18 protein-coding genes are annotated in these 21,117 nt (G+C 74.3%); 4 read left to right on the top strand and 14 right to left on the bottom strand.

Annotated elements, in window-relative coordinates:
- Positions 1 to 2 precede the first annotated feature (2 nt).
- From ACFPK1_RS30350 to ACFPK1_RS30340, 3 genes are all read right to left on the bottom strand, one after another.
- Positions 3 to 905: an ATP-binding protein gene (locus ACFPK1_RS30350; RefSeq protein WP_378024679.1), complete on the bottom strand. Its 903-nt coding sequence runs from the start codon at positions 903 to 905 to the stop codon at positions 3 to 5.
- Positions 902 to 1,774, bottom strand: a complete 873-nt coding sequence (locus ACFPK1_RS30345; RefSeq protein ID WP_378024678.1) for an STAS domain-containing protein — start codon at positions 1,772 to 1,774, stop codon at positions 902 to 904. Before ACFPK1_RS30345 ends, ACFPK1_RS30350 begins: the two co-directional genes overlap by 4 nt.
- A 103-nt stretch (positions 1,775 to 1,877) precedes the next feature.
- Entirely contained in the window at positions 1,878 to 2,486 is a 609-nt protein-coding gene (locus ACFPK1_RS30340; protein WP_378024677.1) for a TetR/AcrR family transcriptional regulator, read from the bottom strand.
- Positions 2,487 to 2,566: 80 nt separating this feature from the next.
- On the opposite strand from ACFPK1_RS30340, the gene ACFPK1_RS30335 reads away from it, so the two are divergent.
- Positions 2,567 to 3,196 carry a hypothetical protein gene (locus tag ACFPK1_RS30335; RefSeq protein ID WP_378024676.1) on the top strand — a complete coding sequence of 210 codons (630 nt, stop codon included), beginning with the start codon at positions 2,567 to 2,569 and terminating at the stop codon, positions 3,194 to 3,196.
- Here the strand turns inward: ACFPK1_RS30335 and ACFPK1_RS30330 are convergent.
- Positions 3,173 to 4,330, bottom strand: a complete 1,158-nt coding sequence (locus tag ACFPK1_RS30330) for an 8-amino-7-oxononanoate synthase (protein ID WP_378024675.1) — start codon at positions 4,328 to 4,330, stop codon at positions 3,173 to 3,175. The genes ACFPK1_RS30335 and ACFPK1_RS30330 overlap by 24 nt on opposite strands.
- A gap of 69 nt (positions 4,331 to 4,399) precedes the next feature.
- Here ACFPK1_RS30330 and ACFPK1_RS30325 point away from each other — a divergent pair, with 69 nt between their 5' ends.
- Entirely contained in the window at positions 4,400 to 5,494 is a 1,095-nt protein-coding gene (locus ACFPK1_RS30325) for a TIGR03617 family F420-dependent LLM class oxidoreductase (protein WP_378024674.1), read from the top strand.
- Positions 5,495 to 5,544: 50 nt separating this feature from the next.
- On the opposite strand, the gene ACFPK1_RS30320 is transcribed toward ACFPK1_RS30325, so the two are convergent.
- Together ACFPK1_RS30320 and ACFPK1_RS30315 are read right to left on the bottom strand one after the other, a co-directional pair.
- Positions 5,545 to 7,872: a SulP family inorganic anion transporter gene (locus ACFPK1_RS30320; RefSeq protein ID WP_378024673.1), complete on the bottom strand. Its 2,328-nt coding sequence runs from the start codon at positions 7,870 to 7,872 to the stop codon at positions 5,545 to 5,547.
- Positions 7,873 to 8,291: 419 nt separating this feature from the next.
- Complete coding sequence (locus ACFPK1_RS30315; protein ID WP_378024672.1) at positions 8,292 to 9,575, bottom strand: adenosylmethionine--8-amino-7-oxononanoate transaminase; 1,284 nt, start codon at positions 9,573 to 9,575, stop codon at positions 8,292 to 8,294.
- A gap of 49 nt (positions 9,576 to 9,624) precedes the next feature.
- Between ACFPK1_RS30315 and ACFPK1_RS30310 the strand changes: the two genes are divergently transcribed.
- Positions 9,625 to 10,482 (top strand): PaaX family transcriptional regulator, encoded by an 858-nt coding sequence (locus tag ACFPK1_RS30310; protein WP_378024671.1) that lies wholly within the window; start codon positions 9,625 to 9,627, stop codon positions 10,480 to 10,482.
- Position 10,483: 1 nt separating this feature from the next.
- On the opposite strand, the gene ACFPK1_RS30305 is transcribed toward ACFPK1_RS30310, so the two are convergent.
- From ACFPK1_RS30305 to ACFPK1_RS30285, 5 genes are all read right to left on the bottom strand, one after another.
- A complete protein-coding gene (locus ACFPK1_RS30305) occupies positions 10,484 to 11,863 on the bottom strand; it encodes an NAD-dependent succinate-semialdehyde dehydrogenase (RefSeq protein WP_378024670.1) in 1,380 nt (459 codons plus the stop codon).
- 9 nt (positions 11,864 to 11,872) lie between these two features.
- A complete protein-coding gene (locus ACFPK1_RS30300; protein ID WP_378024669.1) occupies positions 11,873 to 13,312 on the bottom strand; it encodes an MFS transporter in 1,440 nt (479 codons plus the stop codon).
- The gene (locus ACFPK1_RS30295; protein ID WP_378024668.1) at positions 13,309 to 13,914 is read right to left on the bottom strand and encodes a TetR/AcrR family transcriptional regulator; all 606 of its coding nucleotides are present in this window, start codon (positions 13,912 to 13,914) and stop codon (positions 13,309 to 13,311) included. Before ACFPK1_RS30295 ends, ACFPK1_RS30300 begins: the two co-directional genes overlap by 4 nt.
- A gap of 87 nt (positions 13,915 to 14,001) precedes the next feature.
- Positions 14,002 to 14,856, bottom strand: coding sequence for an amidohydrolase family protein (locus ACFPK1_RS30290; protein WP_378024667.1), 855 nt, complete (start codon positions 14,854 to 14,856; stop codon positions 14,002 to 14,004).
- A gap of 23 nt (positions 14,857 to 14,879) precedes the next feature.
- Positions 14,880 to 15,704 (bottom strand): class II aldolase/adducin family protein, encoded by an 825-nt coding sequence (locus ACFPK1_RS30285; protein WP_378024666.1) that lies wholly within the window; start codon positions 15,702 to 15,704, stop codon positions 14,880 to 14,882.
- A gap of 93 nt (positions 15,705 to 15,797) precedes the next feature.
- On the opposite strand from ACFPK1_RS30285, the gene ACFPK1_RS30280 reads away from it, so the two are divergent.
- Positions 15,798 to 16,262, top strand: a complete 465-nt coding sequence (locus tag ACFPK1_RS30280) for a group II truncated hemoglobin (protein ID WP_378024665.1) — start codon at positions 15,798 to 15,800, stop codon at positions 16,260 to 16,262.
- Between the two features lie 2 nt (positions 16,263 to 16,264).
- On the opposite strand, the gene ACFPK1_RS30275 is transcribed toward ACFPK1_RS30280, so the two are convergent.
- The 3 genes from ACFPK1_RS30275 to dnaE are packed head-to-tail and all read right to left on the bottom strand — an operon-like array spanning position 16,265 to position 21,036.
- The gene (locus tag ACFPK1_RS30275) at positions 16,265 to 17,080 is read right to left on the bottom strand and encodes an SGNH/GDSL hydrolase family protein (protein WP_378024664.1); all 816 of its coding nucleotides are present in this window, start codon (positions 17,078 to 17,080) and stop codon (positions 16,265 to 16,267) included.
- Positions 17,073 to 17,459, bottom strand: a complete 387-nt coding sequence (locus tag ACFPK1_RS30270; RefSeq protein WP_378024663.1) for a VOC family protein — start codon at positions 17,457 to 17,459, stop codon at positions 17,073 to 17,075. Before ACFPK1_RS30270 ends, ACFPK1_RS30275 begins: the two co-directional genes overlap by 8 nt.
- A 28-nt stretch (positions 17,460 to 17,487) precedes the next feature.
- The gene (gene dnaE, locus ACFPK1_RS30265; RefSeq protein WP_378024662.1) at positions 17,488 to 21,036 is read right to left on the bottom strand and encodes a DNA polymerase III subunit alpha; all 3,549 of its coding nucleotides are present in this window, start codon (positions 21,034 to 21,036) and stop codon (positions 17,488 to 17,490) included.
- Between the last annotated feature and the right edge of the window lie 81 nt (positions 21,037 to 21,117).

The following is a 21,117-nucleotide window of genomic DNA, read 5'->3' as shown; positions in this document are numbered from 1 at the left end:
GCTCAGACGGTCGACAGGACCCGGACCGCCCGGCGCTCGTCCTCGTCGTGGACCGCCGCGCGGGCGCAGAACGGGCGCAGGTGCGCGAGCGGGTCGCCGTGCGGGCCCGGCTGGACCGGGATGCCGTGCGGCCCGGTCAGCTCGGAGAACAGCGTCTGCCCGGGCCGCGCGCGGACCTCGAGGGTGAGGTGCGCGTGGTCCGGCTCGCCGCGGCGGACCGCGAGCACCGCCGCCTCGTGCACCGCGAGCACGGCGGCGCGCACGGCGTCGCCCTCCAGCCCCGCGCGGGCGGCGACCTCGGCGACACAGCGGCGCAGGGCGGCGAGGTCGCCGAGCCCCTCGACCCCGACGCGGCCCGCGACCGCGCCCCACAGCGCCGCGGGCGTCGGGCTCGCCGTCGCGGGGGCGCGGTGGTCAGGGTTGTCGACGACGCCGATGGCCGTGGCGAGCTGCGGGTGGGTGCGGCGCAGGACGGCGAGCAGGTCCGGGTCGAGGTCGCGGCGGGCGCAGCAGATCAGGGTCAGCGGCAGGTCGCCGCGGACCACGCCCACCGCGTCCTCGCCGAACGCGCAGTCGCGCACGGACATCCACGGCGGGTACTGGCCGAGCACCGTCGTGCGCCGTCCGGGGCGGACCCAGTCGAGGACGCCGGCGAGGAAGTCGGGCTCCGACGCCCGGATCAGGGTGGCCGGCGGCGGGAACGCGACGCGCCCGGCGTCGGCGCCCAGGGCCTCGCGCAGGCGCCGCACGGTGGCGCGGTCGGCGGCCACCACGACCTCGTCGCCGCCGTCGATCGCGCGCCGCAGCGTCGGCAGGGCGCTCGCGGTGAGGTCGTCGGGGCCGTCGAACTCGAGCCCCAGGTGGACGAGGCCGGACGGGACGGGGTCGAGGGGCCCGGGGGTCACGGGGTGTCCCCGCTCTCCCGGACCGACCCCGGGCGCCCGACGGCGTCGAACAGCCGCCGCAGGAACCGCGGCCCGCCGTGGAGCACCACGTGCTGGCCGGCGGGCGCGGACCGGGCCGCGAGCATGAGGATCTCCGCGCAGGCGACGTCCATGAAGTCGATGCCGGAGAGGTCGAGGTGCAGGTCGGGGCCGTGCTCGCCCTCGCGCGCCGTGCGCAGCGCGCCGTGCACCGCGGCCCCGAAGCGGCGGGCGACGCGGGCGTCGAGGTCGCCGCGCGGCTGCCAGTGCCCGTCGTCGGCGGTGGCCGACCAGAAGCCGTCGACGACGTCGCGGTGGTGCACGGCGACGGTCTCCCAGACCGAGCGCTCGCTCTCGGTCGCCGCGCAGAGCTGGCAGAGCATCCGGACCGGCCACCGGTGGGTGAGGTCGTCGAAGCCCGACTCCCAGCGGGCGTACTCCGAGACGAGCCCGGCGTCGTCGGCCATGGGGAGCTCGGGGCTCTCCTGGGTCATGGCCACGGTGGGCCACAGGTCGTCGAGGGCGCGCTCGACCTCGCCGCGGTACACCGCGAGCACGCCGTCGGCCGTGGCCCCGGAGCGCTCGACGAGGGTCGGGAAGTCGAGGAACTCGAGCTGCCCGGTGGACAGGGCGTCCCGGGCGCCGCGCGGGCCGGCCGGGCCGGTCAGCCAGTGCTGGTCGGCGCGCCCGCCGCTCGGCGGCCAGCCCTTGTAGAAGACCTTCGACCCGAGGGAGAGCTCCCGCTCGACCCAGGACGCCGCGCCCCGCCGGCCCTGGACGACCGCGTCGGAGACGAGCAGCGTGTGCCGGGAGGGGGCCTCGTCACGCCCGGGGCCCAGCACCGTCGTCATGCCGTCCTCCCCGGTCGCACCGTCGTGAGCACCGAGTCCAGTACCCGAACGGTACCGCGGTGACACGTTGCGTGACCACCTGTGCCACGCTGGGTGATTCGGGCTAGTCGCGCCGCGCCAGGCGGGGGTACGCGATGTCCGTCAGCAGGGCGGCGGCCGCCCGTGTCGTGCGGCCCCGCGCCGAGGCCAGCGTGTCGTAGGCGTCGAAGCTCGTCACCAGCCAGAGCACGTCCAGGGCCTCGTCGGCCCCGACCCCGAGCAGACCGGCCGCCGCGAGCCGGTCGACGACCGTGCGCAGCAGCGCGAGCCGGCCCTCGTCGTGGCGGGCGACGAGCGCGGCGGCGCCGGGGTCGGCGGCCGCGAGACCCAGGATGCGCCGCGCGAGCACCGGGTCGGTGGCCCAGTAGCGGCAGCCGTCGGCGATCACCGCGCCGACGAGCTGCGCGGGCGGGGTGTCGGTGACGACCCGGGTGAGCCCGGCGAGGTCGGCGCGCTCCTCGAGGTCGGCGAGCACCCCCTCGACGAGCCCCAGCTTCGAGCCGAAGTGCTGGTAGACGGTGGCCCGGGCGACGTCGGCGCGCCGGGCGACCTCGTCGAGCGACGCCTGGGGACCTCCCGCACAGAGCAGGTCGCGCGCGGCGCCGACGATGCGCCGCCGGGTGTCGGCCACCGCGACGGCCCGCTCACCGAGGCGGTACGGGCGGGGGCTCACCGCGTTGAGGTTACCGACATTCCGACATACAGTCGGTCTGACGAAAAGGAGCGTCGCGATGGTCACCCCCCCCCGAGGCCGTGCAGCCTTCCTCCGCCGCTCCCGCCGTCGCCCGGACGGGCCTCTGGCTGCTGCCGCTGCACGCCCTGCTCCTGGCGCTGGGCACGCTCACCCACCAGCCCGATCCCGCGACGCGGTTCGACGCCTACGCGCGCTACGTCACCACCGCGCCGTTCCTGGCCGGCCACCTCGGCGCGAGCATCGCGGGCGCCGCCCTGGGCGCGCTCGGGGCGGTCGCGCTGGCCGTCGTCGTGCGCGGCGCGCGCCCGGCGGTGCTCGCCGTGGCGACGCTCGTGGCCGGCAACGTGGTGACCGCGGCGGTGTTCGGTGCCGCCGCGTTCGCCCAGCCCGCGATCGGGCGGGCCCACCTGCGCGGCGTCGCCGAGGCGCCCGCGATCGACGCCGACGTCTACGGGCCCGCGCTGGTGTCGACCGCGCTGGTCGGGGTGCTGCTGCTCCTGGTCGGCAGCGTGGCGCTGGGGGTCGCGGTGGCGCGCGCCGGGCTCCGGGCCGCCGGCGTCGTCTACGCCGTCGCGATGGTCGGGTTCCTCGCGGTCGGGTTCGTCGTGCACCCCGTGCAGCCGGTGTCGGCGGTGGTCGCCGCCGGCGCGGCCGTGGTCATCGCGCTACGGCTGGCCCGCCCCCGATAGCACCTTGTGCAGCACCTGGTCGACGAGCGCGAGGTCGTCGGCGGTCAGGTCGGCGCGGGCCGTGAGCCGCAGGCGCGACGTGCCCGGCGGCACCGAGGGCGGGCGGAAGCAGCCGGCGCGCAGGCCGTGCTCGGCGCACGCCGCGGCGGCGGCCACGGCGACCTCGGGGTCGCCGAGCACCACCGGCACCATCGCCGCGGTGGGCACCGGCACGTCCAGGGCCGGCGCGGCGGCGCGCGCCGAGGCCGCCACGGTCGCCGCCGCCGTGTGCAGCGCGGCGACCCGCTCGGGCTCGGCGCGCACGATCTCCAGCGCGGCCAGCGCCGCGCCCGCCGCGGCCGGGGCGAGCCCGGTGTCGAAGATGAAGGGCCGGGCGGTGTCGACGAGGTGCTCCACGACGGCGCGGTCGCCCAGCACCACGCCGCCCTGGGCGCCGAGCGACTTCGACAGTGTCGCGGTGAGCACGACGTCGGGCGCCCCGGCGAGCCCGGCCTCGGCGAGCGTCCCGCTCCCGCCGGGACCGCGGACGCCGAGGCCGTGCGCGTCGTCGACGAGCAGGACGGCGTCGCGGGCCCGGCAGACGGCGTGCAGCTCGGCGAGCGGCGCGAGGCCCCCGTCGACGCTGTCCACGCCGTCGACGACGACCAGGGCGCGGGGCTCCGCGCGCGCGGCCAGTACCCGGTCGACGGCGGCGGGGTCGGTGCAGCGGGCCACCTCGACGCGGGCGCGCGAGAGCCGGGCGGCGTCGACGAGCGAGGCGTGCGCGGCGACGTCGGAGACCACCAGCGCGCCGCGCCCGGTGAGCGCGGTGACCGCGCCGAGGTTCGCGGTGTAGCCCGACGAGAACACCAGCGCCGCCGGGCTGCCGGTGAAGTCGGCGAGCGCGTCCTCGAGCTCGCCGTGCAGTCGCGTCGAGCCCGTGACCAGCCGCGATCCGGTCGACCCGGCGCCCCACGTGCGGACGGCGGCCGCGCCCGCCTCGACGACGCGCGGGTCGCGGGCGAGGCCGAGGTAGTCGTTGGAGGCGAGGTCGACGACGGGGTCGACGGCCTCCCGAGGCCGCAGCGTCCGGCGCAGCCCCGCCTGCGCGCGCACCGCCGCCGTCTCCTCCAGCCACGCACCCAGCCAGCTCACGGCGGCCACCCTACGTGCGTACTTTCCGGCGCTATAGCGCCGGAAACCACGCACATGGTGGTGTGGGTCATGCGCCTCGAGACGCTCCTGCCGCTGGGCAAGGTCGACCCGGGTCTGCGGACCCCGGACACCCCGCTGGACATCCACGCGGTCGGCGCGAGCGCGGCGCTGCTCGAGGAGATCGGCTACGGCGGCCTGGCCGTCGAGGAGACCAAGGACGACCCGTTCGCCGTCCTCACCCTCGCCGCGGCCGCCACCCGCACCCTGTGCCTCGGGACCGCGGTGGCGATCGCGTTCCCGCGCAGTCCCACGGTGATGGCGCTGCAGGCCTGGACGCTCCAGAAGCTCTCCGGCGGTCGGTTCACGCTCGGGATGGGCACGCAGGTGCGCGGGCACATCCGGCGCCGCTACGGGATGGCGTGGTCGCCGCCGGCGCCGTGGATGCGCGAGTACGTGCAGGCGATGCGGGCGGTGTGGGCCACCTGGCAGACCGGCGCGCCGCTGGAGCACCACGGCGAGCACTACGACCTCGACCTCATGGTCCCGCTGTTCGACGCCGGCCCCATCGAGCACCCGGACATCCCGGTGCACCTCGCCGCGGTCAACACGAACATGTGCGCGGTGGCCGGTGAGGTCGCCGACGGCGTGCGCCCGCACCCGGTGTGCACGCCGTCGTACATCCGCGAGGTGATGCTCCCCGCGGTCCGGCGCGGCGCCGCCCGCAGCGGGCGCCCGCTCGACGACTTCCGGGTCGCGATGAAGCCGCTGGTGGCCTCGGCGCGCACGGACTCCGAGCTGGCGGTCAAGGTCCGCGACGCCCGCGCCCGCATCGCCTTCTACGCCTCGACGCCGGGGTATCGCGCCGCGTTCGACCACCTGGGCCTGTCCGACCTCGCGAGCGAGGCGAAGGAGCTCTCGAAGGCCCAGCGCTGGGAGGAGCTGCCGGAGATGATCGACGACGAGACCCTCGACCGGTTCGCGGTGATCGGGACGTACGACGTCATCGGCGAGCGGCTGCTGGAGCGCTTCGGCGACGTGGTGACCGACGTCGAGTTCTCGATCGCCGTCCGCGAGGACGCCGACCGCGAGACGCTGCGCGGGCTCGCCGCGACGATCCAGGGCGCCGACGACACCCCGGCCCGCGCCACCATCCGGGGTATGTGAGCGAACTTCGGGGCTATAGCCCCGAAGTTCGCTCACATGGTCCGGTCGGCCTACGGGATCGGGATCGCCGAGGTCGCGGGGTCGCCGGGGGTGCCGGCGGCGCCGGCCCCGAGCCGGTCGCGCGAGGCGGGGGCGAAGCGCTCGCCCTCGAGCACCGACATGCGCGCGGTGGCGATGTCGAAGTACAGCCCGACCAGGCGCACCCGGGCCTCGTCGAGCGCCCGGGCGACGGCGGGGTGGCGCGCCAGCCGCTCGAGCTGCACCGCGACGTTGACCATCGCCAGCTGGTCGACGTCCGACGCGCCGCGCGCCGCGGCCTCGGCCGCCACGGGATGTCCGGCCCGCCACCGCGCGACGCTGTCGCCGGCCCCGTCGAGCCAGCGCCCGAGGACGCCGTCGCCGCCGGTGCCCCGCAGCGCCGCGGTCATCGCGCCGCACCCGGAGTGCCCGCAGACCACGAGCGTCGGGACCTCGAGCGCGTCGAGCGCGTACTCCACCGACGCGCCGACCGAGTCGTCGGCGCCCTCCACCGGCGCGAGGTTGCCGACGTTGCGGACGGTGAACAGGTCGCCCGGCCCGCTCGAGGTCAGCACGTTCGGGACGACCCGCGAGTCCGAGCACGTCAGGAAGAACGCGTACGGCGACTGCCCGTCGGCGAGGTCGGACAGGTACGGCGCGACCAGCCCGGCGGCCCGCCGGTGGTACTCGCGCAGCCCGGTGAGGATGGGGTCGCCCGCCTCGTCCTGCGGGTGCCCGTGTCCCGCGCCGACGCCGTAGCGCTCGTCGTGCCCCGCCTGCCACACCGACCACGGCGACAGGAACCGCGGCACCGGCCCGGGGCGGCGGTCGCCGGGACCGCCGTTCGCGGCCGCGCGCCGGTCGAGCAGGCCCATCGTGCCGACCTCGTCGACGCGCACGTCCCCGCCGCCCTGCTCGTGGCGCTCGACCCACTCCGAGAGGTGGTCGTAGGCGGCGTGATCGAGGTAGTCGGTGACCAGGTCGATCACCACCGGCGCCCCGGCGGGCACCTGGCCGAGGCGGCGGGCCAGGCGCGGGATCGACGGGAAGCACAGCGCGCCCTCGACGACGACATGCCAGGGCCCGTCGGTGACCGGCGCCTGCACGTCGATCGACGCCCACACCACCCGCCGCAGCACCAGCAGCAGGGCGAGCACCAGGCCCGCGATCACGCCGGTGAGCAGGTCGGTGAACACCACGCCGAGGATCGTCACGGCGTACACCGGCAGCTCGCCGTGGCGGTGCAGCTCGCGCATGTGGGCGAGCTTCACCAGCCGCGCGCCGATCACCACGAGCAGGCCCGCGAGCACGGCCATGGGGATCTGCTCCACGAGCCCCAGCAGGGCGACGGAGAACACGACGATCCAGAGGCCGTGCAGGATCGCCGAGGCGCGGCTCCTCGCACCCGCGGCCACGTTGGTCGAGCTGCGCACGATGACGCCGGTGATCGGCAGGCCGCCGAGCAGGCCCGACAGCGTGTTGCCCGCGCCCTGGCCGATGAGCTCGCGGTCGAGGTCCGACTTGGCGCCGGAGTGCATGCGGTCGACGGCCACCGCCGACAGCAGGCTCTCGACGCTGGCGATGATCGCGATCGTCAGCACGCCGACGGCGAACGCCCCCCACTGCCCGTCGGGCAGCACGGGCGGCGTCAGCGCCTCGAGGACCGACCCGCCGATCTCGACCCGCTCGACGGGCAGCGCGGACGCCGACGCGACGACGGTGACGAGCGCGACGACGAGCAGCGGCGCCGGGATGCCGCGCACCCAGCCAGGCAGGCTCGCGGGCAGGCGCGGCCAGGCCAGCAGGATCGCGATGACGGCGAGACCGAGCGCCGTCGCCGGGCCGTGCAGGGAGAGCAGCTGCTCGGGCAGGGCGAGGACGTTCGCGATCGCGTCGTCCTGCTGCTCGCCGCCCAGCACCACGTGCAGCTGGCCGAGCACGATCGTCACGCCGATGCCGGCGAGCATCCCGTGCACGACGGCCGGCGAGATCGCCAGCGCCGCGCGCCCGGTCCTCGTGAGGCCGAACAGCACCTGCAGCACACCGGCGGCCACGGTGATCGCGCAGGTCACGCCCCAGCCGAAGCGCCCGACGAGGTCGGCGACGACGACGGTGAGGCCGGCGGCGGGCCCGCTGACCTGCAGCGGGGAGCCGCCGAGGGCCCCGGCGACGAGGCCACCGACCGCCGCGGCGATCAGCCCCGCGGTCAGCGGCGCGTCGGAGGCCACCGCGATCCCGAGCGAGAGGGGGACGGCGACGAGGAAGACGACGAGTGAGGCGGGGAGATCGGCGCGCAGCTTCTCGCGCCAGGTCGGGGAGTCCCGGTCGGTGCCCGGGACAGCGGTCGCTCCGGTGGTCATGGGTCCTCCGTCGAGGGCCGTGCGACGGCCCGGCGGGGGGTGATCGGCGACGATCACCGGCGGCTGGGGGCGCCCCGGACGCCGGTCACCCGGCGTCATCGGCCGGACGACGTCGCCGCGTGCCGGAGGCGCAGTGATCACTGTGCACCACCGCCCGGACGCCGTCCGGACCTCGCGGAGTTGATCGTGACGCTGCGTTCCGATCAACCGGGGTCACGCGGTACCCGCGGTCCCACATCCGAGTGTGATCCGGCCCGGAGCAGGGCATCGGCGACGCGACCACCACGCTCGGTCCGTTCCGATCCGGACGGGTCGTTGGTCCGGCCGAGTGAAAAGGAACGAATCGGGCGATACGGGCGTCCACGTCACATCGCCTCATGACGGTCTCACGTCCGCCTCATGCGCTCGTTACGGAGTGTTCACCCGGCCGAGGCCGCGGCGACCATCGCCTCCCCGATCCGCAGGACGTCCTCGGCCGGGGTCACGTAGGGCGGCATCGCGTAGACGAGGTCCCGGAACGGGCGCAGCCAGACCCCGTGCGCCTCGGCGGCGGCCTGGGCGGCGGGCACGTCGACGGGGTGGTCGAGCTGGATCACCCCGATGCCGCCGAGCACCCGGACGTCCGCCACCCCGGGCGCCGTCCGGGCCGGCGCCAGCCCCTCCCGCAGGCCCGCCCCGAGCGCGGCGACCTCGCCGGCCCAGTCGCGGCGCAGCAGCTCGTCGATGCTCGCGGCCGCCACGGTCGCCGCCAGCGGGTTGGCCATGAACGTCGGCCCGTGCATGAGCCCGCCGGCCTCGCCCTCGCTGATCGCCGTCGCCACCGCCGGCGTGCACAGCGCGGCGGCCGCGGTGAGGTAGCCACCGGTCAGCGCCTTGCCGAGGCACATCACGTCCGGGGACACCCCCGCCTGCTCGGCGGCGAACAGCGTCCCGGTGCGCCCGAACCCGGTGGCGATCTCGTCGAACACCAGCACGAGGTCGTGCGCATCGGCGATCTCGCGGAGGATGCGCAGGTGGCGCGGGTCGTGGAAGCGCATCCCGCCCGCGCCCTGCACCACCGGCTCGACGACGATCCCGGCGATCCCGTCGACGTGCGCCGCCGCCACCGCGCGCAGGTGGTCGTCGTAGGCGGGGTCGAAGGCAGACGGCGGCCGGTCGGCGAACACCTGCTGCGGCAGGAACCCGGTCCACGCGCTGTGCATGCCGCCGTCGGGGTCGCACACGCTCATCGCGCCGAAGGTGTCGCCGTGGTAGCCGCCGCGCCAGGTCATCATCCGCGTCCGGCCCGGGCGGCCCCGGGCCCGCTGGTACTGCAGGCACATCTTGAGCGCGACCTCGATCGACACCGACCCGGAGTCGGCGAGGAAGACGTGCTGCAGCGGCTCCGGGGTCAGCGCCACGAGCCGCTCGGCGAGCGCCACCGCCGGGTCGTGGGTGAGCCCGCCGAACATCACGTGGCTCATCGCGCCGGTGGCCCGCACGACGGCGTCGTCGAGCGCGGGGTGCCGGTAACCGTGCACGGCCGCCCACCACGACGACATGCCGTCGACGAGCTCGCGGCCGTCGTCGAGGGTGAGCCGGACCCCCCGGGCCGAGCGCACGACGAGCGGGTCGGTCCGCCCGGGCATCGGCCCGTAGGGGTGCCAGACGTGCGCCCGGTCGACGTCCCGCAGCGGCCGGCTCCCTGTCGCTCGCGCAGTCACCCGCGCACCGTAACGGCGCAGGTCGGGGCGGGCCCTAGGATCACCGGTGATGTCCACCGCCGACGAGAGCGCCCCCGACGCGAGGCCCGACCCGTTCTCGCGGCGGCGCGAGGTCGCGGCCACCAGCGCGCGCTCGCTGCTCGTCACCGTGCTCGGCGAGGTCGTGCTGCCCGGCGGCGAGCCGGTGTGGACGCAGACCGTCGTCGACGTGCTCGGCCTCGTGGGCGTCGAGGAGAAGTCGGCGCGCCAGGCGCTGGCGCGCACCGCGGCCGACGGCATGCTCGTCTCCGAGCGGGTCGGGCGGCGCGTGCGCTGGGACCTGACGCCGTGGGGCCGCGGCCTGCTCACCGAGGGCGCAGCGCGCATCTACGCGCACGGCCGGGCGCGGGCGGCGTGGGACGGGCAGTGGCTCGTCGTCGTCGCCAGCGTCCCCGAGCAGCAGCGGGCGCGGCGCCACCGGCTACGCACCCGCCTCGCCTGGGCCGGGCTCGGCTCCCCCGCCGCCGGCATGTGGGTCTCCCCCGACACCGGGCGCCTCGACGAGGTGCGCGAGGTCCTCGCCGAGAACGGGCCCACCGACGCCCACGTGGTCACCGGCGAGTACCACGGCGGGCTCACCGCGGCCGAGCTCGCCGCCCGCGCGTGGGACCTCGGCGACCTCGAGGCGCGGTACGAGGAGTTCGTCGGGGCCTTCGCCGACCTCGAGCCCGCCGACGACGCCGCCGTGCTCGCCGCGCAGATCCGCCTGGTCGACGCGTGGCGCCGCTTCCCGTTCCTCGACCCGGGGCTGCCCGACGCGCTGCTGCCGTCGCCGTGGGTCGGGCACCGGGCCGCGGAGGTGTTCCACGGCCGGCACACGGCCTGGACGGAGGCCGCGCGCCGGGCCGCCGCCGGGCTGGGTCTCTAGCTCACTGGATCCAGATCGTCTTCGCGTTGACGAACGACTGGGGTCCGAAGCTCGCGAGCTCGCGGCCGTAGCCGGAGTTCTTCGCTCCGCCGAACGGCACCTCGGGCGTCGACTCGGTGATCTTGTTGATGTAGACCATCCCGGACTCGACCTGGGTCGCGAACTTGATCTTCTCGTCCTCGTCCTCGGTCCAGGCGCTGCCGCCCAGCCCGAAGTCGGAGTCGTTGGCGATGCGGATGGCGTCGTCGGCGTCCTGCGCGCGGAACACCAGCGCCACGGGCCCGAACAGCTCCTCGCGGTACGCGCGGGCCTCCTTGGGGATGTCGGCCAGCACCGTCGCCGGGTAGTAGTTGCCCGGCCCGTCCGCGGGCTTGCCGCCGGTGAGCAGCTTCGCGCCCGCCTTGATCGAGTCCTGGACCTGCTCGTCGAGGTCGGTCACGCCGTTGCCCTGGCTCATCGGGCCGAGGTCGGTGTTCTCGTCCATGGGGTCGCCCATCGTCAGCGACTCCATCTTCTCGACCAGCTTCTGCGTGAACTCGTCGGCGATCTGCTCGTGGACGATGAACCGCTTGGCGTTGATGCACGACTGGCCGTTGTTCAGCATGCGGCTCGCCACCGCCGCCTCGACGGTGGCATCGACGTCGGCCGACGGCATGACGATGAACGGGTCGCTGCCACCGAGCTCGAGCACGCTGGTCTTGACGTTCTGGCCGGCGCGGGCGCCGACCTCGCGGCCCGCGGGCTCGCTGCCGGTGAGCGTCACGGCGCGGACGCGGTCGTCGTCGATGATCCCCTCGATCACCGAGGAGCCCACGAGCAGCGTCTGGAACGCGCCCTCGGGGAAGCCGGCGCGCGTGAGGACGTCCTCGATGGCCAGGGCCACCTGGGGCACGTTCGACGCGTGCTTGAGCAGGCCGACGTTGCCGGCCATGAGCGCGGGCGCGGCGAAGCGCAGCACCTGCCAGTAGGGGAAGTTCCACGGCATGATCGCCAGCACCGGCCCGAGCGGCTGGTAGCGGGTGAAGATCCGCGCGTGCTCGGGCGCCGACTTCGGCTTGGGCCACTCGACGTCGGCGAGGTCCTCCTCGGCGTGGTCGGCGTACCAGCGGCAGCCCAGCGCGCACTTGGTGACCTCGGCCTTCGCCGCGGCGAAGGTCTTGCCCATCTCGAGGGTGGCGAGCTCGGCCAGGCGCTCGTTCTCGGCGTCGAAGATGTCCGCCGCCGCCCGCAGCCAGCCGGCACGCTGCTCGAACGTGGTGTCGCGATAGCTCTGGAACGCGTCCCAGGCGCGCTGGAGCTTCTCCTCCAGCTGCGCCTCGGTGAGGGCGTCGAACTCCTTGACGGTCTCCCCCGTGGCGGGGTTCGTCGTTGCGATGGCCATGAGAGGTGTCTACCCCGCTCGCCCGGCCGGGCAATCCGCCGTGAGGACGGGCTCCGGGCGCGCAGTCGTCTGCGCGCGGGTCTCCGCGCGCGCGAGGGCCACCGCGAACGCCGACGCCACGACCCCGGCGAGCGCCAGCACCACCCATCCCGCCCGCAGCAGCCCGAGCTCCTCGGGCCGGCCGGTCGTGTGAGTGCCGATCACCGACACGAGCACCGCCACCCCGAGCACCGAGCCGACCTGGCGCGCCGTGGTGATCAGCGACGAGCCGGTGCCCCACCGGTGCGCCGGCAGCGCCACCCCGACCACCGACGACAGTGCCGGCAGGATCAGGCCGACCCCGAGGCCGGTCGCGATCTGGCCGGGCAGCATGCCGGCCGCGTAGTGGGCCCCGGACGACACCGGGCCCAGCCACAGCGCCCACCAGGCCGGTCCCGCGGCGAACACCAGCCCGCCCACGGCGACGACCCGCCCGATCCCGAACCGGCCCGTGAGGTGGCCCGACAGCCGCGACACCCCCACGACCACGGCGGGTCCCACCGCCAGCGCGAGCCCGGCGACCGGCGCCGACCAGCCCCACGTCCCGGTCAGGAACAGCACGTTGGCGACGAGCATGCCGGCGAAGCCGGTGGTGAAGGCGATCATCGCCAGGGCGGCGAACCCGACCACCGGGGTGCGCACCACGGCGAGGTCCAGCGCCGGCACGGCGTGGCGCCGCGAGCGCAGGACCACCCCGGCGAGCCCGAGCAGCGCGACGGCGAGGGCCACGAGCACCGGGACCGACGACCACCCGAGGTCGGGGGCGCGGACCAGCGCGTAGGCGAGCGCGCCGACGCCGACCACCAGCCCCACCGCGCCCAGGACGTCGGGCAGGCCGGTGTCGCGCTGGGTCGTCCCCGCCGGCAGCGCCCGGAGGCCGGCGAGGAGGGCGACGACGCCGACGGGGACGTTGACGAGGAAGACCCAGTGCCACGACGCCTCGACGAGCAGCCCGCCCAGCGGCGGCCCGAGCGCCGCGGCGACGGCGCCGATCGACGCCCAGGCGCCGACCGCGTGGGCGCGGCGCTCGGCGGGGAACGCCGCGAGCAGCAGCGACAGCGATGTCGGGGTCACCAGCGCCGCCCCGAGCGCCTGCACGGCCCGCCCGGCGACGAGCAGGCCCACCGACGGGGCCGCGGCGCAGGCGGCGGACGCGAGCGTGAACACCGCGAGCCCGACGAGGAAGACCCGCCGGTGGCCCAGGCGGTCGGCCAGGCGTCCGGCGAGGGCCAGGAACGCCGCGAAGACCACCGTGTAGCCGTTGAGCACCCACGAGAGCGCCCCGAGGTCGCTGCCCGGGAAGTCGGCGCGGATGGCGGGGAAGGCCAGGTTGACGATGAACAGGTCGAGGCTCGACAGGAACGCCGCGGCCGAGGTGATCAGCAGGACGGTGCGCGGGCTCGCGCTCACGACGTGCGCTCGTCGACGAGCCGGCGGGCCAGGTCCACGGCGGTCTCGGCGGCGACCGCCGCGTCGAGGCGATCGCGGTAGGCGGCCTGCAGGTAGAGGCCGTCGATGAGGAGCCAGAGCTCCTCGGTGAGGCGCTCGGGGTCGGCGACGCCGAGGGCCGCGACGAGCCCGGCGAGCCGGCGGTGGCCCTCGGCCAGGACGTCGCGGGCCACGGCGGCGGGCGTGGGCCGGTCCCCGTCGCCGAGGTCGGCGTCGTCGGGGAACTCCGCGAGGTAGTTGCGGAAGGCGCAGCCGCGGAACGCCGGTCGGGCGGTGAAGGCCGCCACCTCCTCGACGACCGCGAGCACCTGCGCGCGAGGGTCGTCCGCGGCGGCCTCGCGGGCGCGGCGGCCCTGCGCGGCCCGGAGGTCGCGGGCGCGCTTCAGGTAGGCCGCGACGAGGTCGGCCTTCGCCGGGAAGTGGGTGTAGAGCAGGTTCTTGCCGGTGCCCGCCTCGGCGATCACCTGGTTCATGCCCACCGCGCGCACCCCGTGCTCGTAGAACAGGCGCGATGCGGTCGCGAGGATGCGGTCGCGGGTGTCGGGCGCGGGCGTGCGGGCCACGGCGGCTCCCTCCGAAGCGGACCATACGGTCCCGGACCGATCGGTCCGCCTCGGCACGGTACCCCGCCGCGGGGGCATGACGGAAGGTCAGACGCGCGAGGGCGGGTCGACCAGACCCGGGTAGACCCGCAGGGCGTGCCCCCCGAGCACGCCGTCGGTGAGCTCGTCGCCGAGCCCGAGCGCCCGCACCGCGGCGATGTTGCGGGCGGGGTCGGCGGACGGCGCGTCGGTGCCGAACACCGACTTGGCCGCGACGCGCTCGAAGCCGAACCGCTCGTAGTACACGGGCAGCTTGTGCGGCGGGAGGCCGGCGAGGTCGAGCCAGACGTTCTCGCGGGTCAGCGCCAGCGAGGCCGCCGCCTCGTAGCTCCAGCCGCGCCCGCCGTGCGCGAGCACGAGCGTCAGGCCCGGGAAGTCGCGCAGGACGTCGTCGAGCAGGACGGGGTCGCCGTGGCGGCCGGTGGCGCCCGGGAACACCGACGGCCCGGTGTGCACGATCACCGGCACCCCGCGCTCGAGGCAGCGGGCGTAGGCCGGGTAGAGCTCGCGGTCGTTGGGCGCGATGCCGGCGTGCACCGGGTGCACCTTCAGCGCCACGGCACCGAGGTCGAGCTGGCGGTCGACCTCGGCGGCCACCGGGTGGTGCACGTGCGGGTTGACGTTGGCGACGATCCGGAACCGGTCGGCGTCCGCGTCCACCAGCGGCAGCATGTCCTCGATCGTCTGCCACCCGGTGGCCTTCGGGCTGTACTCGCAGAACAGCAGGACGCGGTCGACCCCCGCGCCGGCGAAGAGCGCCGACACCTTCTCGGGGATCGCCGCGCCGTCGCTGTCGTAGCAGGCCGACCAGGCCTCACCCGTCCCGGCCGGCCCGATCCACTGGTCCCACGGCACCTTGAGACGGGCGAGGTGGGCGACGTGGACGTGGGCGTCGACGATCACGGCGCCATCTTCGCCGGTGGGCGCTAGTCGAACAGATCGGGGTCGGTGCGCACGACCTCGTCCCACAGCGGCTGGTAGGAGAACCAGCCGGCGTAGGGCGTGCCGGTCTGCTCGGCGGTGAACTTGGCGTTCACGTGGTCGATCTGCGTCGGCGTGCCGGCCGCCTCGGCGAGCAGCGCGGCCTGGCAGTTCCGCTCGGTGTTGATGAACCACCACGCGGCCTCGGCCACCGTGTCGCCGACGGTGAAGATGCCGTGGTTCTGGTGGAACACCATCCGCCGGCCGGTGAGCCCGGTGGCCAGCGCGCGCCCGACCTCGGGGTCGAGCACGACCGCGCCGCGGCCCTCGGTGACCACGCCGTGGTTCTCGTAGAGGGTGCAGGCGTCCTGGGTGATCGGGTCGAGCGGGCGGGCCAGCGACGACCACGCCTTGCCGTACACCGAGTGGGCGTGCGCGGCGGCGACGACCTCGGGGTGGGCGTGGTGCACCGCGGAGTGGATGACGAACCCGGCCTGGTTCACGGGCTTGCTGCCGTGCACGACGTCGCCCTCGTGGTTGACCGCGATGAGGTCCGAGACCCGGATGTGGCGGAAGCTCATCCCGAACGGGTTGACCCAGAACATGTGCGGGTCCTCGGGGTCGCGCACCGTGATGTGGCCGGCGATCCCCTCGCCGAACCCGAAGCGCCCGAAGATGCGGAAGGCGCCCGCGAGCTGCTGCTTGCGGTGCAGCCGCTCCTCCGCGCTCGTCGCGAACGTCGGCGGCTGGGGCATCCGGATGCCCTCCTGCGACGGTCGGAAGGCGGACATCTCGTCGTCGGAGCTGCGGTCCTGCGTGGGGGCGGCCATGTCCCGACCGTGCGCCGCACCCGGGGCCCGGGTCAAGACCCCGGGTCACGGGCGGGTTCCCTCGCCGCGTCGAGCAGGCCAGTCTCGGGTGCCGTGACGTCGACCGGACCACCCTCCGTCCACGAGGCCGTGGGCGGGGACGAGGCGTTCCTCGCCCTCGCCCGGGCGCACCACCGGCGCTGCCTCGCGGACGCCGAGCTCGAGCACCCCTTCTCGAAGCTCGACCAGCACCCGCGGCACGTCGAGCGCCTCGGCGCGTACTGGGCGGAGGTGATGGGCGGGCCGCCGCGCTACTCGCGGGAGTGCGCCGACCAGTCGTACGTCCTGTGGCTGCACAGCGGCAACGGCGACATCGACGATCTCGGCCGCCGCTTCCTCGCGTGCTTCGTGGCCGCGCTCGACGACGCCGGCATCCCCGCCGATCCACGGCTGCGCGCCTGCCTGCGGGCGTACATGGAGTGGGCCGTCGCCGACGTGCTCGCCTGGTCGCCGACCGACGCGGTGGTGCCGGACGGGGTGCCCATGCCCCGATGGAGCTGGGACGGTCTCGTTCGCTGACGTCAGAGGCCGTCGGACCGGAGCCGCTTCGCGACCAGGTCGGCGACCGCCGCCATCCCGGCCGCGGTGGGGTGGAACGGGCGCGGGCCGCCGAACCCGGGGACACCCATCGCCAGGCCCCCGACCCACGGGTCCGGCGCGCCCACCCCGTGGTCCTCGCTCGCCGCGGAGACGACAACGAGGTCGGCGCCGGCGTCGGTCGCGGCCGCCGCGAAGCTCGCGGCGAGCCCGGCGGCGACCCGCCGGCCCTCGCCGATCTGCTCGGCGGTGAGCGGCACCGTCTCCGGCGTCGCGTGCTCGCCGAGCACGGTGAGGTAGTCGACGAGGACGACCCGGGCGCCCGGCGCGCGGCGACGCACGTCGTCCACCAGCGCGGTCAGCGACGCCCGGACCCCGGCGAACGCCACGGGCGGCGGCACCTCGACGGTGTAGCCGAGACGTCGGCGCACCGGCGCCGGCAACCACGGCAGCCGGGCCGTGAGCGTCCCGCGCAGACCGGCCGAGACGAGCATGCCGAGGTAGCCGACGTCGTTGCCGCCCGCGGTCACCGTGACGAGCGCGGTCCGCGCGGTGACCGCCTCGACCTGCGGCGGGACCGGTCCGCGCAGCGTGGGCTGGCGGTCGTGGCGCAGGTGGGCGGTCGTCGCGCCGGAGCACGAGACGTCGACCAGCGGCAGCCCGAGCTCCTCGGCGAGCAGGCTCGGGTAGTTGCGCCCGGAGCGCAGCGCCCCGCGGTCGACCTGGGGCGGGATGCCGGGCCCCGCGGCGAACGAGCTCCCGAGGGCGACGTAGACCCCGTCGGCCCCGCGATCAGCCACCCGCGGTCTGCCACAGCCCGATGACGTTGCCCTCCGGGTCGTGGAAGTAAGCGGCGAACCCCATCTCGCCGACGGGCATCGTCGGGGCGGCGACCTTGCCGCCGTGCTCGGTGACCTGGGCGAGGGCGGCGTCGATGTCGTCGACGTCGACCACGAGCACCGGACTGCGGGGCTCGTCGCTCCCCCGCTGGAACATGCCGCCGTTGATGTAGGCGTTCTCGGTGGGCATGCCGTCGTCGCCGACCGGGCCCGTGACGGCGATCGTGTAGTCCATCCCGGGCATCTCCTGCAGGTGCCACCCGAACACCCGGGAGTAGAACGCCCGCGCGCGCTCGCCGTCGTCGAACGGGACCTCGAAGTGCACCACCCGGCCGGTCATGTTCGGCTCCTCCCGCCGCGGACCGTGTTCAGCCCAGACAGCGTGGACCCAGGAGAGCCTTGAGGTCACCCATCAGCGCGCCCGAGTTGGTGACCTTGAGCCCGTCGTCGAGCCGCAGCACGTGGCTCGCGCCGTTGGCCGCGAGCAGCGTCAGGTGGACCTCGCTGGGGCCCGGGTGGGCGACGAGGACCTCCTTGAGCTTGCCGACCCGCTCGGGCGTGCAGCGCGCGCTCTCGATGACGACCTTGACGGGCGCCCCGCCGACGCCCCCGGACAGGTCGGGCACCGCGAGGTCCTCGACGAACAGGCTCACCCGGTCGTCGCGCTTGTTGACCTTGCCCTTGACCAGCACGATCGCGTCCTCGGCGACGTCGATCGACACCGCGGCGTAGGTGCGAGGGAAGAACAGCACCTCGATGCCGCCGGCGAGGTCCTCGATCTGCGCCGACGCCCAGGGCTCGCCCTTCTTGTTCACGCGGCGCGTGACGCTGGCGAGGATGCCGCCGACGGTGACCTGGGCGCCCTCGGCGACGTCGCCCTCGAGGATCTTCGTGATCTGGGTGTCGGCGCGGCTGGCGAGGACCTGCTCGATGCCGTTGAGCGGGTGGCCCGAGACGTAGAGCCCGAGCATCTCCCGCTCCAGGGCGAGGCGGTGCTTGGACTCCCACTCGCCCTCGGGCACCTTGACGTCGAACATGCCCGTGGTGTCGGCGGACTCCTCGTCCGGCCCGTCGAAGCTCCCGAACAGGTCGAACTGCCCGTCGGCCTCGGCCTTCTTCGTGGTCATCACCGCGTCGACGGCCTCGGCGTGCACCAGCGCGAGGCCCTTGCGGGGGTGGCCCAGCGAGTCGAAGGCGCCGGCCTTGATCAGCGACTCGACCGTCTTCTTGTTGCAGACCTGCTGGGGCACCTTGCGCAGGAAGTCGGAGAAGTCGGTGAAGTTCCCCTTCTCGCGCCGGGTCGCGACGATGGCGTCGACGACGTTGGTGCCGACGTTGCGGATGGCGCCGAGGCCGAAGCGGATGTCGGCGCCGACCGGGGCGAAGTTGAGCACCGACTCGTTGACGTCCGGCGGCAGCACCGTGATCCCCATCCGCCGGCACTCGGCGAGGTAGATCGCGGCCTTGTCCTTGTCGTCGCGGACGCTGGTGAGCACCGCGGCCATGTACTCGGCGGGGTAGTTCGCCTTGAGGTAGGCCGTCCAGTAGGAGACGACGCCGTAGGCCGCGGAGTGCGCGCGGTTGAACGCGTAGTCGGAGAACGGCAGCAGGATGTCCCAGAGCGTCTTGATCGCCGCGGCCGAGTAGCCGTTGTCCTTCATGCCCTGGGCGAAACCCTCGTACTCCTTGTCGAGGATCTCCTTCTTCTTCTTGCCCATGGCGCGACGGAGCAGGTCGGCCTTGCCCAGCGAGTAGCCCGCGAGCACCTGGGCGATCGCCATGACCTGTTCCTGGTAGACGATCAGGCCGTAGGTCTCGCCGAGGACCTCCTTGAGGGGTTCCTCGAGCTCCGGGTGGATCGGCGTGACCTCTTGCCGCCCGTTCTTGCGGTCGGCGTAGTCGTTGTGCGCGTTGGCGCCCATCGGGCCCGGCCGGTAGAGCGCGCCGACCGCGGAGATGTCGTCGAACTCGGTGGGCGCCATGCGCCGCAGCAGGTCGCGCATCGGGCCGCCGTCGAGCTGGAACACCCCGAGGGTCTCGCCGCGGGACAGCAGTTCGTAGGTCGCCTTGTCGTCGAGCCCGAGCTGGTCGAGGTCGAGCGGCTCCTTGCCGTTGAGCGGGATGTTGTTGAGCGCGTCGTCGATGATCGTGAGGTTGCGCAGGCCCAGGAAGTCCATCTTCAGCAGGCCGAGGGTCTCGCACACCCCCATGTCGAACTGCGTGATGATGGCGCCGTCGGCCTCGCGCCGCTGGATCGGGATGACGTCGATCAGCGGTTCCTTGGACATGATCACGCCGGCGGCGTGCACGCCCCACTGCCGCTTGAGGCCCTCGAGGTCCTTGGCGGTGTCGACGATCTCCTTGACCTGCGCGTCGGACTCGTAGAGCGCCCGCATCTCGGCGGCCTCGGAGTAGCGCTTGTGGCTGGGGTCGAAGACGCCCGAGAGCGGGATGTCCTTGCCCATGACCGCCGGCGGCATCGACTTGGTGATGCGGTCGGCCACCGCGTAGCCCGGCTGCCCGTAGAGGACGCGCGCGGAGTCCTTGATCGCGGCCTTCGCCTTGATCGTGGAGTAGGTGATGATCTGCGCGATCTTCTCTTCGCCGTACTTCTCGGTGACGTAGCGGATCATCTCGCCGCGCCGGCGCTCGTCGAAGTCCATGTCGATGTCGGGCATGGAGACGCGCTCGGGGTTGAGGAACCGCTCGAAGATCAGCTTGTGGTGGATCGGGTCGAGGTCGGTGATGCCCAGGACGTAGGCCACGAGGCTGCCCGCCGCGGACCCGCGGCCCGGGCCGACGCGCAGGTTGACCGAGCGCGCGTAGTTGAGCAGGTCGGCCGTCACCAGGAAGTAGCCCGGGTAGCCCATCTGCATGATGACCGACACCTCGTAGTCGGCCTGTTTGCGGTACTTCTCGGAGAAGCCGTTCGGGAACCGCCAGTGCAGCCCCCGCTCGACCTCCTTCACCAGCCAGCTGCCCTCGGTCTCGCCCTCGGGCACCGGGGCCACCGGCTGCAGGTCGCGCCCCTCGGTGAACTCGACGTTCACCCGCTCGGCGATCGCGAGGGTGTTGTCGCAGGCCTCCGGGAACACGCCGTCCCACTGGGCGCGCATCTCCTGCGCGCTCTTGAGGTAGAAGTCCTGCGCGTCGAACCGGAAACGGTTCGGGTCGTTCATCGTCTTGCCGGTCTGCACGCACAGCAGGACCTCGTGCGGCTTCGCGTCCTTCGCGTACGTGTAGTGCAGGTCGTTGGTGGCGAGCCCCGGCAGGTCGAGCTTCTTCTTGAGGTCGTAGAGGTCGTCGCGGACCCGGCGCTCGATCTCGATGCCGTGGTCCATCAGCTCGCAGAAGAAGTTGTCCGCGCCGAAGATGTCGCGGTAGTCGCTCGCGGCCTGGCAGGCACCGTCGAAGTCGTCCTGCTGCAGGTAGCGCGCGACCTCGCCCGACGGGCACCCGGTGGTCGCGATGATGCCCTTGCCGTAGGTCTCGAGCAGCTCGCGGTCCATGCGCGGCTTGTAGTAGTAGCCCTCGAGGCTGGCCAGGCTCGAGAGCCGGAAGAGGTTGTGCATCCCCTCCGTGTTCTCGGCCAGCAGCGTCATGTGGGTGTACATCTGGCCCGGGTTGTCATCGCTGATGACCTGGCCGCCGAGCGTCGCGCGCTTGCGCTCGTGGCGGCTGCCGGGCGCGAGGTAGCCCTCCATGCCGATGATCGGCTTGACCCCGTGCGCCTTGGACTTCTTCCAGAACTCGTAGGCGCCGAACGTGTTGCCGTGGTCGGTCATCGCCAGGGCCGGCATGCCCATCCGCGCGGCCTCGGCGAACAGATCGTCCAGCCGCGCGGCACCGTCGAGCATCGAGAACTCGGTGTGCGTGTGCAGGTGGACGAACGAGTCGCCGGTCACGTCGCGGGACATCCCTTCCAGGGCCGGGATCGGGGTGCCGTCGACCGGCCCCGGGGGTGCGGGACGTGGTCGGCGTGCAGGTACACGGTAACC

Source organism: Actinomycetospora rhizophila (assembly GCF_042657905.1).
GTDB lineage: Bacteria > Actinomycetota > Actinomycetes > Mycobacteriales > Pseudonocardiaceae > Actinomycetospora > Actinomycetospora rhizophila.
Note: the sequence above shows the minus strand (reverse complement) of the source record. Positions and strands in the feature narration are given on the sequence as shown.

What these genes read in the sequence shown, in the direction of transcription:
- ACFPK1_RS30305 (WP_378024670.1), bottom strand. Translation starts at nt 11,863, where the DNA reads ATGGCCATCGCAACGACGAACCCCGCCACGGGGGAGACCGTCAAGGAG.
- ACFPK1_RS30325 (WP_378024674.1), top strand. Translation starts at nt 4,400, where the DNA reads ATGCGCCTCGAGACGCTCCTGCCGCTGGGCAAGGTCGACCCGGGTCTG.
- ACFPK1_RS30345 (WP_378024678.1), bottom strand. Translation starts at nt 1,774, where the DNA reads ATGACGACGGTGCTGGGCCCCGGGCGTGACGAGGCCCCCTCCCGGCAC.
- ACFPK1_RS30270 (WP_378024663.1), bottom strand. Translation starts at nt 17,459, where the DNA reads ATGACCGGCCGGGTGGTGCACTTCGAGGTCCCGTTCGACGACGGCGAG.
- ACFPK1_RS30310 (WP_378024671.1), top strand. Translation starts at nt 9,625, where the DNA reads ATGTCCACCGCCGACGAGAGCGCCCCCGACGCGAGGCCCGACCCGTTC.
- dnaE (WP_378024662.1), bottom strand. Translation starts at nt 21,036, where the DNA reads ATGTCCCGCGACGTGACCGGCGACTCGTTCGTCCACCTGCACACGCAC.
- ACFPK1_RS30285 (WP_378024666.1), bottom strand. Translation starts at nt 15,704, where the DNA reads ATGGCCGCCCCCACGCAGGACCGCAGCTCCGACGACGAGATGTCCGCC.
- ACFPK1_RS30320 (WP_378024673.1), bottom strand. Translation starts at nt 7,872, where the DNA reads ATGACCACCGGAGCGACCGCTGTCCCGGGCACCGACCGGGACTCCCCG.